The 13,446-nt window shown below is 59.2% G+C and carries 10 protein-coding genes; all 10 read right to left on the reverse strand.

The genetic code is table 11. The features are described from left to right. Positions 1–297 precede the first annotated feature (297 nt). Positions 298–1,071: an SDR family NAD(P)-dependent oxidoreductase gene (locus AC0L3J_RS31625; protein ID WP_473349637.1), complete on the reverse strand. Its 774-nt coding sequence runs from the start codon at positions 1,069–1,071 to the stop codon at positions 298–300. Positions 1,072–1,373: 302 nt separating this feature from the next. Beyond that, a complete protein-coding gene (locus AC0L3J_RS31630) occupies positions 1,374–2,423 on the reverse strand; it encodes an ABC transporter substrate-binding protein (RefSeq protein WP_473349638.1) in 1,050 nt (349 codons plus the stop codon). 94 nt (positions 2,424–2,517) lie between these two features. Continuing rightward, positions 2,518–3,612, reverse strand: a complete 1,095-nt coding sequence (locus tag AC0L3J_RS31635) for an ABC transporter ATP-binding protein (protein ID WP_473349673.1) — start codon at positions 3,610–3,612, stop codon at positions 2,518–2,520. A 976-nt stretch (positions 3,613–4,588) separates the two neighbouring features. Continuing rightward, positions 4,589–4,969 (reverse strand): Zn-ribbon domain-containing OB-fold protein, encoded by a 381-nt coding sequence (locus AC0L3J_RS31640; protein WP_473349639.1) that lies wholly within the window; start codon positions 4,967–4,969, stop codon positions 4,589–4,591. A 6-nt stretch (positions 4,970–4,975) separates the two neighbouring features. Continuing rightward, the gene (locus AC0L3J_RS31645) at positions 4,976–6,130 is read right to left on the reverse strand and encodes a thiolase domain-containing protein (protein WP_085384584.1); all 1,155 of its coding nucleotides are present in this window, start codon (positions 6,128–6,130) and stop codon (positions 4,976–4,978) included. 68 nt (positions 6,131–6,198) lie between these two features. Beyond that, positions 6,199–8,277: a 3-hydroxyacyl-CoA dehydrogenase NAD-binding domain-containing protein gene (locus AC0L3J_RS31650; protein WP_473349674.1), complete on the reverse strand. Its 2,079-nt coding sequence runs from the start codon at positions 8,275–8,277 to the stop codon at positions 6,199–6,201. Beyond that, entirely contained in the window at positions 8,270–9,457 is a 1,188-nt protein-coding gene (locus AC0L3J_RS31655; RefSeq protein ID WP_473349640.1) for an acyl-CoA dehydrogenase family protein, read from the reverse strand. The genes AC0L3J_RS31650 and AC0L3J_RS31655 overlap by 8 nt, the downstream gene beginning before the upstream one ends. A gap of 90 nt (positions 9,458–9,547) precedes the next feature. Then, complete coding sequence (gene pimC / locus AC0L3J_RS31660) at positions 9,548–10,750, reverse strand: pimeloyl-CoA dehydrogenase large subunit (RefSeq protein ID WP_473349641.1); 1,203 nt, start codon at positions 10,748–10,750, stop codon at positions 9,548–9,550. A gap of 714 nt (positions 10,751–11,464) precedes the next feature. Beyond that, positions 11,465–12,442, reverse strand: a complete 978-nt coding sequence (locus tag AC0L3J_RS31665; protein ID WP_473349642.1) for an ABC transporter ATP-binding protein — start codon at positions 12,440–12,442, stop codon at positions 11,465–11,467. After that, positions 12,439–13,446 carry an ABC transporter ATP-binding protein gene (locus AC0L3J_RS31670; protein WP_473349643.1) on the reverse strand — a complete coding sequence of 336 codons (1,008 nt, stop codon included), beginning with the start codon at positions 13,444–13,446 and terminating at the stop codon, positions 12,439–12,441. The genes AC0L3J_RS31665 and AC0L3J_RS31670 overlap by 4 nt, the downstream gene beginning before the upstream one ends.

Below are 13,446 nucleotides of genomic sequence, written 5' to 3' on the forward strand. Positions count from 1 at the left end.
CCTCGTGAACTAGGACAGACTTAGCTCACGCCTACAGAAGAAAAACGCCAAGTTGAGGTCATGTAGCGCTCACATCAGGCGGCTTTCGTTGTCTGACGCAGAAGCTCACCATCAGAATTAAGGTTGGTGGCGTTTTGGTCGCGACCGATCGGTAACTGAACAGCCGCTGCATAGCTCGAGAGCGAGGCGGTTCAGAACCATTTTATCGCGGCATCGAACGAAGTGGGTCAGCTCGAATCGGAAGCGCCAATTCTGAATTCGCTCAATATGAAGCCCTCTCCTGGTACCGGCGCTTACCTATCTTCCGTCCTGAACGTCGTCGACGCGTACGCAGGTGCCGGTCACGAAGTCGGAGGACGGTGAGACTAGGAACAGCAAGGTGCTGTCGAGTTGCGCTGGGTTGCCGATGCGCGGCCGCGGAAATCCCTTGGTGATGTCGCCCACGCGTTGCAGCATGCCATCCATCATTTCAGACGAGAAGGCACCCGGCGCGATCGCGTTGACATTGATGTTAAATTTCGCCCATTCGACCGCAAGCGCTTCGCTCATGCGCACCACTGCAGCCTTGCTGATCGAATAGAGCGCAGCCCCGTTCCCGCCATAAGAATAGGCCGATGACGACGCGATGTTGACGATGCGGCCGGGACGCTTTGCTGCGATCAATCGGCGCGCAACCTCACAGGACAGCACGTATGGCGCTCGGACATTGGTGTCAAGCACGCGATCAATCAGGTTTATCGACATCCTGGTCGCACGCTGCGCGTCTGGAATACCCGCATTGTTGACTAGGATGGTCACTGGACCGAGCTGGCGCTCTGCTTCCGCGACCACCTTAATCAGTTGATCGGAATCGGTCACATCGAGCTGCAGCGGTATGGCCTTGCCGCCAGCCATGTTAATCTCCGCCGCAATGCTCTCGAGTCTCTCGAGCCGCCGTGCCGTCAACACCACTTGTGCCCCGCATCGTGCGAGTGTCTTTGCAAACCTCACACCAAGACCTGACGATGCTCCGGTGACGAGGGCGGTCTGTCCCCTCAGATCAATAGAAAAGTTCGGCAGGGGAAAATCCATAGCACTCACCTTCTTCAAGACTTCGGGTAATCGGGACCGTCTGCACGCGGACTTGAGTCAGCACTCGATGGCGTCGTCCAGCGTAACGTGAATGTACGCAGCACCATCGAGCAGACAATGGACCGGCGACATTGATGCGCGAACATCGTGATCGGTCACTATTGTGGAGGCCGGCGGGACGGACAAGCTCCGTGCAAACTCCTGACATTTGGCTTCATGCCACTGTAGACTTCTCGCTCACTAGGTCTGAGGGGAGACGGCGAAGACAACGAACGTGCTCGCCGCCATCTCTTTGTTGAGATCTACTTGGCTAGCCACGCCGTAAAGCGTTGGCGGAGTTCATCGCCCTTCTCACTCCAAAAACTTGAGCCAATTCGCAGAGCATTACCCATATGGTTATTCGGAAGGTGAGACTGAACCGCCGGATCGACGAGCGCTATCGTGTCCTTGTTGGTCGGGCCGTAAGCGGTGTTGTTCACGACGCCGGCCTGCGCCTGAGGCGAACTGGCGAATGCGATAAACTTGTATACGTTATCCAAGCGCGGCGTGCCCTTGGGAATTATCCAAGCGTTTCCGTTCAATACCGCGGCGTCCCACATGATCTCAAAGTGCTTGCCGGAGTTCTTGACCGCATCATAGACTCGGCCGTGCCAGGCGTCAGTCATCAGGACCTGACCATCGGCGAGAAGCTGCATCGGCTGTGCCCCGGCCGTCCACCAGACGACGTCCTTTTTGATTGTGTCGAGCTTTTTGAAAGCGCGATCAATCCCCTCCGGCGTGTTGAGCACCTTATAGACGTCTTTTGCCGGCACGCCGTCGGCGATCAACGCCCACTCGACCGGGGCACTCTTATATAATCCCCTCTTGCCGGGAAATTTCTTCAGATCGAAAAAATCGGCAATGGTCTTCGGGCCGTCCTGAAGCTTATCCCTGTCATAGACAACGACGGTGGCAGAGTCGATGACCGGGACGCCACACTCGGTGTAGTCGCCCTCGAACTTGGTCCGATCGAGGCCGAGCCTCTTCCAATCAATGGTCTCGATCGTGCCCTCGGCACACAATTGCTGGATTTGCGATTCGCTGGCGTAGACCACGTCCCAACTCACGGTCTTGGTTTCGACCATGGCGCGGATCTTGGCATTGCTGTAATCGTATTCGGCTTCGTTGATCTTGATCCCGCTCGCCTTTGAGAATGGATCAAAAATGACCTTGCGCAGGACCTGCTGGAAGGACCCGCCGCCGGCAGTGACCGTGAGCTGGTCGTCCGCCAGGGCGGCCGTCGTCGTTGCGAACAAGCCCGCTGTCAGGCCGATGACGGCTAGGCTGCTCGCGATCGTCAGTAACGTTCTCATCGTCTACTCTCTCCCCTCTATGCCACTCCCTGGATGAGGGCAGCGCTGCCGAAGTCCCAGCCGAGCCCTGCTCAAGCAAAGGCTTGGTCGTCGCTCATGGCGCATCGAGCGCCCGACAATCCTCAGTTTTCCAGCCGATGGTGATCACCGCGCCGGGCTCGACCTGCACCGTGCCTTCCGAATTCGGCAGCTTGATCACAAAATCGTCGTGACCGCAGACCGAAACCCGGGTGCGCACGTGGTCGCCCAGATAGATCACTTCCGCAACCTGCGCGCTGAAGACATTGGGCAGCGAGCCTGGCGCCGGGTTCAACTTCACCCGCTCGGGCCGCAACGACAGCACCGTCGATCGGCCAACCGCGCCGACATTGACGGCCAGCGCCTGCACGTTGCCGGCGCCCGGAATCTCCACCTCGCAGCTCTCTCCGTTTTTCGCCACGACCTTGCCGTGCAGCCGGTTGTTCTCGCCGATGAACTGGGCGACGAACGCGCTCTGCGGCCGCTCGTAGAGTTCGGCGGGCGCGGCGAGTTGCTGGATGACCCCATCGTTGAACACCGCGATGCGGTCCGACATCGTCAATGCCTCGCTTTGATCATGCGTGACATAGACCACAGTGACGCCGAGATCCTCGTGGATGTGCTTGATCTCGAGTTGCATGTGCTCACGCAATTGCTTGTCCAGCGCGCCGAGCGGTTCGTCCATCAGCACGAGCTTGGGATCGAAGACGAGCGCGCGGGCCAGTGCAACGCGCTGCTGCTGGCCGCCGGATAGCTGGCCAGGCCGACGGCCGCGATACGCACCCAGACGAACCATGTCGAGCGCCCGCTTAATCTTCGCCTCTCGTTCCAGCTTCCCAAGCTTGCGAACCTTCAGTGGGAACGCGAGGTTCTCCTCGACGGTCATATGCGGAAACAGCGCGTAATTCTGGAAGACCATTCCGATGTCGCGCTTGTGGGGCGGCATGTTGCCGATCGAGCGACCCGCCAGGAGGATCGAGCCCTGGGTCGGCGCCTCGAAGCCGGCGAGCATCATGAGGCTCGTTGTCTTGCCAGAGCCGGAAGGCCCCAACATCGTCAGAAACTCACCTCGAGCGATTTCCAGGTTGAGATCCTTAACGACCAGCGTTTCGCCGTCGTACGTCTTCTGAACGCCAGAAAACTCCACAAAGGCATTGTCCGTGCCCGGCATCGCCCCTCTTTCCTCCCCCGCGCGCCCTGACGCTTCCGCCCCCGTGACCATCGAAGAGCAGACCGCGATTCTCTTGACCGACGGTGTGCGCACCGAGGATCGCGGCGACACACCTGCGTCTGGCGCCGGCGGTTGGCTCACAGCGTCGTCACCTTTCGTTCTTAGCTCTGCGATCTATTGGCCAGCAGAGACTTCTTTTATACAAATATGTGTATTGGTTGCCGGCGCTGGTTTTCATCGAAATGGAAGCACAACGGCTAAAAATCATCGCAATTCAGGCCAAGCCAGAGGTTTTCGTCGCCGGCATTGTCGAATGAAGCGTGCTTGACTGATCGCATCGTGTGCAGATCATCGCGCTGTTCCATGAGGAATTGCTCGTCCAGGCTTAGCCGGTGGGCGGCCACCTGTTGGCTGCGCCACTAGGCGCGCAAGTAACCGCTCCTGGACGTTTTCTTTCAGCTCATTCCCGCTATGGCGCAGTGAGGCCGGAGTGTGATCATCGTCTGCACGTTTGATCGGTTTGATCGATACCGTATTGCTTCGATGAGCGGATTTCATCCGCGCACCTTCTATCAGCCGTGAGGTCGTTTGAAGTTTGAACCGGTCGGCGAAGTCAGCATTGGAGCTTCAATTGCTATCCCTAAGAACTGGTGAGCAGGAATTTCACAGAGGGGTCGCTGCGATGCTCTCCAGCAAAGCCATTCCGCTCCGCTCTGAAGCAAGCTCATGCGTTTCCGCCGACGGTGGCCACACCCGCGAAGCTCACGGAGTCCGGCGACTCCCATCGTTGCGGCGACGGCTGCCTATGACCAGAATCGTTGTTTTACCTTGCGGAATTTGCTTGGCGCCAAGGGCGTCGTCTGCATGGGTCGGCCGTAGCCGACCCATTGTCTCACGACCCTTGCGCTTGACTCCTCGCCTGCAGAAAGAGGGCAAAGGTGCTGGGATCTCGCCGAGCGATTTCGATCGGCCCGTACTAACGTACAGCAAACAGAGGAACGGGGGCTTCCGGAGCTGCGCCCTTGAATATCACCTTGACTCTCGTACCTATCGACAGTGTGGCCGGATCTGCGCCGACCACGTTGGTCAACATAATCGGACCCTCGGTGAGCGCTACATAAGCGAGCACGTACGGCTCGTTTCCCATGCGGTTTACAGAAAACGAGTGAATCTCGCCCTCCCCTGGAGACTCCTGCCAATCGATATCGGTCGATAGACAGTGTGGGCAGATTCCTCGGGGATACCAGTGAGTCCTATGGCATTGTTGGCACCGTGGTAGTACGAAGCGGCTTTCGGCGGCTGCATCCCAGAACGGCTTTGTCTCAGGACTATGTGCGATAAAGTCTCTGCCCGTCATTTGCGATTACTCCCGTTCCAGGATGAGCGTGGCGCTGCTGTGGCGCGTCCCCATCAGCCAGCCGGTGCCATGTGCCAGCGCCAGCGCGCAATCCTTGACCTGGACGGCGGGATGGGCCTCGCCTCGCAACTGGCGAACGGCCTCGATCACCTTGGTAATTCCGCCCCGCATCGCTGGATGGTTGCTGCATAGACCACCACCGTCTGTGTTGAAGGGTAGCCCGCCGACGCCGGAGATTAGGTTTCCGTCAGCAACGAACCGGCCGCCTTGGCCCTTTTCGCAGAACCCGAGATCCTCCAATGCGATGAGGACGGTGATGGTGAAGCTATCGTAGATCGAAGCGTAGCGGATATCGCTTGGCTTCACACCGGCCTCGGCAAATGCGACGGCGCCTGACTGCCTGGCCGCTGAAGCGGTAAGCTCGACCGCACCAGCCGATTGTCCCTGGATGCCCTCGCCCGACCCGATCACCTTTACCCGCGGACGCATGAGGCTCTTGGCGATCTCTGGGCGGGTCACCACAACGGCGCCGCCGCCATCCGAGATGACACAACAGTCGAGCCGGTGCAGAGGGTCAGACACCATTGGAGACGCCAGCACGTCCTTAGTGGTGACCACCTTACGTAACATGGCGTGCGGATTGTGCTGTGCATGGTGAGAAGCAGCGACTTTGATCCACGCCAACTGCTCGCTAGTGGTCCCGTACTCATACATGTGACGACGTGCGCACAAGGCATAGATATCCAGCAGGCTTTGCCGTAGCGGCCGTTCCCACAGCAAATCCGGCTGAGTTACGTCGGGTTGGAAGTTGACCGGTGCGCTGCGAGGCCGTCCAGCCAATGTGACCAGAGCCACGTTGCATTTGCCGGCCGCAATAGCTTGGGCGGCATGGGCAATGTGCTGCAACGGAGCGGAACCGCCAATATCGGTGAAGTCACAATGCCGTACCTTAAGATTCAAGAAGTCGACCATTGAGACCGGGCGGAAGCCTGGTTCATCGCCCGCCGAAAAGTAGCCGTCAACGTCGTCTTTGGTCAGACCAGCGTCGTCCAGTGCGCCGGCGGCACATTCGGCGTGAAGCTGCGCGACTGACTTGTCGGGCGCTTTACGCGTGGGATGCTCATATGCACCGACGATATAGGCTTGTTCATCGCGAATCATCGCGTTGCATTCCTTTGTTTGGTGACTGGCCTTGTTGTCGAAATCGTACCCTCGTCCCTGGCGCGTCACTACGCCAGAGAGGCGAAGAGCTTGCCTTGTGCGGCCAGCCGCTTGAGGAGCGATGCCGGCTCAAGCGAGGGATCGTTGGTCTGTTTTGCATGGAACGCGAGCCGGTCGAGGATATGCGTGAGGCCGACCTGGTCAGCCCAATACATCGGTCCGCCCCGGTAGACCGGCCAGCCAAAGCCATAGAGCCACACTACATCGATGTCGCCCGGTCTGGCGGCGATCCCTTCGTCGAGGATGTGCGCGCCCTCATTGACGATCGAGTACATCATGCGCTCGAGGATTTCTTCGTCACTGATGGCTCGACGCCTCCGGCCCAGGCGAATGAGCGTCTGATCGATCAGTCTCTCGACGTCCGGGTCCGGAATTGGCGCGCGAGAGCCGGGCTCATACTTGTACCAGCCCTTGCCGGCCTTCAGGCCAAAGCGGCCAGCCTCGCAAAGGGCATCGGAGATCTCTGATTTGACGCCCCGATCCTTGCGCGAAAGCCAACCAATATCCAAGCCTGCCATATCGCCCATGACGAACGGTCCCATCGGCATGCCGAATTTGGTCAGGACTGCGTCGATCTGATGCGGCAGCGCACCCTCGAACAACAGCTTATCAGCCTGCTTGAAAGCCGGATCGTACATGCGATTGGCGACGAACCCGTGGCAGAGGCCGACGACGACCGGCGCCTTGCCGATCTGGCGGGCAACCGAAACCGCGGTCATCAGCGCGTCCGGTGCGGTTCGAGGTCCGCGCACGATCTCGCACAACTTCATCACATTGGCAGGCGAGAAGAAGTGCATACCAAGCACGTCCTGCGCCCGGTCGGTGACAGAAGCGATCTCGTCGATATCCAGGTAGCTGGTGTTGGAGGCGAGGACCGCGCCCTGTTTGGCGTATTTGTCGAGTTGCGCGAACACCTCTTTCTTGACGGCCATCGTCTCGAACACCGCTTCGATGACAAGGTCCGCATCCTTCACGTTGCTGAGGCCGACCACGGCGTTGATCAAGGCCATGCGTTTGGCGGGAGCGTCCGCGGGGATACTGCCACGCGCAGCCGATGCTTCCCAGGTCCTCTGAATGGTGCCCAAGCCGCGCTTGAGCTGTTCTTCCGTGCTCTCAATTAGAGTCACAGAAACGCCGGCATTGGCGAAGGACATCGCGATGCCGCCTCCCATTGTGCCAGCCCCGACGACCGCCACACGTTCAATCTGTCGAGCTTTCGTCCCTTCGGGAAGCCCGGCCAGCTTGTTGGCAGCACGCTCGGCGAAGAACGCATACCGTTGCGCCTTGGATTGATCGCTTCCGAGCAGCTTGTTGAAGCCCTCGAGCTCCTTTTTGAGCCCTTCTTCGAACGGTAGGTCGATCGCAGCACCGATGGCGTCGGCGGCGGCGAACGGAGCTTCCAGCCCGCGCGCCCGCCTGGTCATGGAGGCAACTGCGTTGGTGAAAATCGAGCGGTCAGCCTTTGTCGCGGCGAGCTTTGAATCATCGTCGCGAAGCTTGCGTATCGGCAGCCGCTCGGCCAGAACCTTGCGGGCGAAGGCTTGCCCGCCGGCCGCTGCAGTTTCCACGATTTCCGCGATCAAGCCACTATTGAGTGCTTCTCGCGCAGTGATCGGATCACCGCCCACAATCATCTTCACCGCAAGCTCTGACCCGACGGCGCGGGGGAGGCGTTGCGTTCCGCCACCGCCAGGCAGGAGGCCCAACTTGACCTCGGGTAAACCGAGTTTGGCGAGTTCGGTCGCGACCCGGAAATGGCAAGCCAATGCAACTTCCAGCCCGCCCCCGAGGGCGTTGCCGTGGATGGCAGCGACCACGGGCTTGGGCGAGTCCTCAATGACCACCATAAACTCGTCCCATGTCGGGGACTGTGGCGGCTTACCAAATTCGGTGATATCCGCCCCCGCTATGAATGTGCGGCCGGCGCATGTCAGAACGATCGCCTTCACCTTCGGATCAGCGATCGCAAGGTTCATGCATCGCAAGATACCGCCACGGACCGCAGCACTTAGCGCATTCACGGGAGGATAATCGACCGTAATAGTGGCGATGACATCATGACGTTCGAGTTTCACGACCTCAGCCATGCGGCAGTACCTCGCGTTGTGTTCCATGTTCTTGGTCACTCATCAGTCCTCCGAGGGATGCGAGCCGTCGGAGGTGATGGTCGGCATCTCCAAACAATGTGTCGATCATCGTGACGCGCTTGAAATAGTGGCCAACGCTGTATTCCATTGTCATGCCGACGCCGCCATGCAACTGAATCGACTGTTGGCCGATCGCTTTCGCTGACTGGCCGATTTGGACCTTCGCCGCGGAGATCGCTCGAGCACGCTCCATCGCATGGTCTTCGGCTGCCATCATCGCGGCGTACATCGCCATGGAGCGCGATTGCTCCAGTTCGACGAACATATCGACGGCACGGTGCTGAAGCACTTGGAACGAACCGATTGTCTTGCCAAACTGCTGGCGCGTCTTCAGATAGTCGAGCGTGATCGATTGCATCTTTGCAAAGCAGCCGACGGCTTCGGCGCAAAGCGCTGCGACCGCCTCGTCGGCAACCCGCAGAATGACGGGAAATGCGCCCGCGGGATCTCCAATCACATCGGCGGGCTCAACGCGCACATTCGCAAGTGTGACTTCGGCCGCGTGCAGACCATCCTGTGTTCGATAGCCGCGGCGCGTGAGGCCATGCGCCTCACCATCGACGAGGAAGAGGCCGATCCCGTCCTCTTCACGCGGCCCTCCAGCCGTTCTCGCCGAGACGATGATCTTGTCGGCCCTATGACCATGGAGAACAAGGCCTTTGGCACCGCTGATCAACCACCCGTCGCGGTCCTTCTTCGCTTGTGTCTCTACGTGGAAGAGGTCGTAGCGCGAATTTGGCTCTGCATACGCGAAGGCCAGTTTTGTCCGCCCTTCTGCAACTGCTGGAACGAGCGTGGCCTTTTGCGCCTCGTTTGCCCCATACCGCAGGACGCCTCCAGCGAGCACTACGGTCGCGAAATAGGGCTCAAGGACCAACGCCTGGCCCAAGCTCTCCATTACGATCATCATCTCGACCGCGCCGCCGCCGAAGCCGCCATGAGCCTCAGAAAACGGCAGAGCCAAAAGCCCAAGTTCGGCATAGCGCGTCCACATGGTCTCGCTGAACCCCGCCTTTTCGTTCTGGTATCCGCGCCGATGGTCGAAACCGTAACTTTCGAGCATCAGGCGCTCAACGCTGTTCTTGAGAAGCCGCTGCTCCTCCGAAAGATCAAAGTCCACTGGTAGAGTCTCCTGAATGCGGGCCGCGACAGCCCCCTTGCACCCGCAGCGAACACGCTCGCGTCTCGCCTCCTCGACCAACAAAGAGCGTCAGAGGCCGAGGATCGCCTTGGCGATGATGTTTTTTTGGATTTCGTCAGAGCCGCCGTAAATTGAGACCTTTCGGACATTGAAATAGGCCGGCGCGATAGCTGTGGCCCAATCCGGACCAATCGGCGGATTGTTATGGGCCTGGATATCCTCGTCTGACCAGTAGGGTTGCGCATAGGGGCCGACGATGTCCATCAGGAGCTGCGCTGTCGCCTGTTGGATCTCCGAGGCCTTGATTTTCAGAATAGCGCTCGCAGGATCCTGGGTGACGCTCTGGCGTTTGGATGCGTTCGCCACCACCCGGAGCTGCGTTATCTCCAATGCCTTTAGGCGAACCTCAAGGGCCGCGACCTTTTCTCGGAAGGCGGTCTGGTCAATTAGCCGCCCGTCTCCGACACGGCACAGAGTGGCAAGCGTCTTGATGCGGCGGACACGCTCTTTCGAAGAGCCAATCGTGGCGATGCTGAATCGCTCATTGCCGAGAAGGAACTTGGCGTAGTCCCAACCCTTGTTTTCCTCACCAACAAGGTTTTCGGCGGGGACGCGCACGTTATCGAAGAAGACTTCGTTGACTTCGTAGCTGCCATCGATCAGCTGGATTGGGCGCACCGTAATTCCTGGCGACTTCATGTCGATCAGGAGGAAGGAGATACCCAATTGTTTCTTAACGTCGGGATTGGTCCTGACCAGGCAGAAAATCCAGTCGGCATATTGGGCGAGAGTGGTCCATATCTTCTGCCCGTTAACTATGTAGTGCTCGCCGTCCCGCACAGCCCGTGTCTTGAGCGAGGCGAGATCCGAGCCCGCGCCAGGCTCTGAGAAGCCCTGGCACCACCAGTCATCTCCGTTTGCAATCCGCGGAAGGTAATACTTCTTTTGCGCGTCAGTGCCGAACGTATAGATCACGGGGCCGACCAAGGACGTACCGAAGTCGGGCAGCCCCCTCGCCGGATGCATCTGCAACTCTTCACCAAAGATATACAGCTGGGCCGGCGTCCAGCCGGTTCCGCCATGTTGTCTGGGCCAGTCAGGCACAGCCCAACCCTTCTTGTGCAGGATGCGTGTGAAAGCGACCATTTCATCTCTGGACAGACGGCGGCCCTCGATAAGTTTGCGGCGAGTCGCCGGGGGAACGCTGTCGCGCAGAAATTGACGCACTTCTTCGCGGAACGCCCGCTCTTCCTTCGTGAACGCGATATCCATTCGATTTGTCCTGAGCGAGAATTCTGTTTAGCCCGTCATTCCGGTGTATTTATTCGAGCGCTAAAGGATGAGCGACCATAGACATAACGATCAATGGGAGCCGCGTGCGGCTCCCAACTCATTTCGGGGTCCGGTATCCACCCAACAAAGTCTCTGCTGCCAGCTCGGCAGTTCGTGGTGCGAAAGGACAGGTAAACCGGACCGATGCACAAAGGCTGCAAAAGGCCGCCTGCCATCGGAGAAATTCTGCAAAATGAGCGTTTTGGTGACTTTGGCCCGACGCTCCACGTTAAACTGGGGACGGGTTAGCCGACGGGCAATTTTTTTGAGCCAACAATCAGCACGCAGGTGGCAACGGCGGTGAACCAGATGCAAACAGAAGAAAACTCGAGGCGTGCTCTAGAGCAGATTATGACCGACACGGTCATAACCGGCTGCGCGGCTAGGAAGTTTCACGCGATGCGGCAGCGTGTCATCGGCAGAATCGAAAGCACGTCGCGTAGCGACGCAGCGTCTCGATGTGCTCGTCCGCGGCAAGCAAGTAGTTGGCTCGACTGCAGCCCAGGGCTCGACGTAGCATCTCGGGCGGAGTTGGCGAGTTAAGCCAGCTCTCGCCATGACTCACCGGCTACGCTGTATCGAAGGACAGCGACATCCGCAGGAGATGGGGCGGCGCAGTACCGCCACCGGAAACCAGAATACTCCGCTCGCAAATCAAGAGGCCGGAGCGCGCACATGACAGGCGACTACCCGCCCGTCAGCCAGGGGAACCAAAGGTGGCACTTCGATCCGGCAACGCTCGAGTACATGCGGGCAGCGTGGATGGAAAGCGCACCCTTTCGGTGGGCTAATCGGACTTGGCACTTCGCCCTCAATGGGCACCTCCCGCCGAACCTGTGTCGGGTCCGGTACTGGGGCCGCCGCAATGAGGGCTTCTGTATAGGGATGGACCGGCTTAGCGAAGAGAGCCTCGCACGGGGCAAGCTCCACGATCCTTCCCAGGTACATGACTGCTACACGACGGCTGATATGCTCAACGACGCTGAGGTCATGTGAGATGAAGATAATGGCGATCCCCAATTCTTGCTGGAGATCCATCAGCAAGTTGAGGATTTGCGCCTGCACCGAGACATCCAGGGCTGATACCGCCTCGTCGGCAACGATGAGAGAAGGCCGGAGCGACAAGGCCCTCGCAATGCCGAGTCGCTGGCGCTGCCCCCCCGACAATTCGGACGGGAGCCTGTGCATCACCTGCGGGGACATCCCAACTTTCCGAAGAAGCTCGGCGGCAAGCGCTTGACGCTGCTTCCGGCTGAGGGTCTCAAAGTTTTCGACAGGTTCGGTGATGATTTGTGCTGCAGTCAGGCGCGGGTTCAAGGATGAGTACGGATCTTGGAACACCATCTGCATCCGGCGCCGCCAAGCCCGAAGCGCGTCCTTCTTGAGATCTGCAATGTCGGTCCCCTCGATCAGCACCCGCCCAACTGTTGGCTCCACTATCCGCATCAGGAGCCGGGCGACCGTGGACTTGCCGCAGCCGGATTCGCCGACGATACAAAGCGTTTCGCCAGCTTCAACGGAAAAGGAAATGTCCTCCACCGCCCTAACGACCGGCCCCCCCCTGCTGAAAAATCCTGTACCCAGCGGGTAGTGCTTCGTCAGACGTTCGACTTTAAGTAGAGGATCACTCATGCGCCCATTACTTCTTCGGCGCGCCAGCAAGCCACGGTATGGCACGAACCGAGGTCGCGCAAGGAGGGTCTCGTCTCGCGGCAAATGTCTGTTGCGAGCGGACAGCGAGGCGCGAAACTGCACCCCACAATCGCCTCGCGAAGGCTCGGGACAATGCCGGGGATTTCTGGAAGGCGGCGCTGTCGACCACGCCGCCGGTCGGGGAGTGAGCGCATAAGTGCCTGAGTGTAGGGATGTGTCGGACGCGCGAACAAATCCGTCACGCTCGCCTGCTCGACGATACGGCCAGCATACATAACAATCGTGCGTTGGCATGTCTCCGCGACAACGCCGAGATCATGGGTGATAAACATGACTGCAGTTCTCGTGCGCTCCTTCAGGTCCATGATCAAGCGCAGGATCTGCGCCTGGATCGTGACGTCAAGCGCGGTGGTCGGTTCGTCAGCGATCAACAGTTCTGGCGAGCAGGCGAGCGCCATCGCGATCATCGCGCGCTGGCGCATGCCTCCAGACATTTCGTGAGGATAATTCTTCGCTCGGCGATCAGGGTCGGCGATGCGAACAAGGCGGAGCATCTCCTCGGCCCTTGCCAACGCAACGGACCGCGAAGCGTTCGCGTGAATCTGCACCGTCTCAGCAATCTGGTGACCGACAGTGTAAACCGGGTTCAGGCTCGTCATTGGCTCCTGGAAAATCATGGCGATCTGATTGCCGCGAATCTTTCGCATCTCCCGGTCTGAGACTTCCAGGAGATCGCGACCGTCGAAGAGGATCTTGCCGCCGACGGTCTTGGCAGTCAGTTTCGGCAGCAGGCGCATAATGGAAAGCGCGGTGACACTCTTTCCGCATCCCGATTCGCCGACTACACCGAGAGTTTCGCCTTTTTTCACCTGGAAACTGATGCCGCCCAGAGCGCGGGTGAGACTTTCTTCGCCGTAAAAGTGGGTCTCAAGCTCTTGCACATCGAGAAGCACATCGTTCTTCGGAGTTTCGCGCGTGAGCAT

This window comes from Bradyrhizobium sp. Kon37 (assembly GCF_055807535.1).

Bases quoted from the DNA above. Each gene is read 5' to 3' on its own strand.
- AC0L3J_RS31625 (WP_473349637.1), bottom strand. From the start codon at position 1,071: ATGGATTTTCCCCTGCCGAACTTTTCTATTGATCTGAGGGGACAGACC.
- AC0L3J_RS31630 (WP_473349638.1), bottom strand. From the start codon at position 2,423: ATGAGAACGTTACTGACGATCGCGAGCAGCCTAGCCGTCATCGGCCTG.
- AC0L3J_RS31635 (WP_473349673.1), bottom strand. From the start codon at position 3,612: ATGCCGGGCACGGACAATGCCTTTGTGGAGTTTTCTGGCGTTCAGAAG.
- AC0L3J_RS31640 (WP_473349639.1), bottom strand. From the start codon at position 4,969: ATGACGGGCAGAGACTTTATCGCACATAGTCCTGAGACAAAGCCGTTC.
- AC0L3J_RS31645 (WP_085384584.1), bottom strand. From the start codon at position 6,130: ATGATTCGCGATGAACAAGCCTATATCGTCGGTGCATATGAGCATCCC.
- AC0L3J_RS31650 (WP_473349674.1), bottom strand. From the start codon at position 8,277: ATGGCTGAGGTCGTGAAACTCGAACGTCATGATGTCATCGCCACTATT.
- pimC (WP_473349641.1), bottom strand. From the start codon at position 10,750: ATGGATATCGCGTTCACGAAGGAAGAGCGGGCGTTCCGCGAAGAAGTG.
- AC0L3J_RS31665 (WP_473349642.1), bottom strand. From the start codon at position 12,442: ATGAGTGATCCTCTACTTAAAGTCGAACGTCTGACGAAGCACTACCCG.
- AC0L3J_RS31670 (WP_473349643.1), bottom strand. From the start codon at position 13,446: ATGCTCACGCGCGAAACTCCGAAGAACGATGTGCTTCTCGATGTGCAA.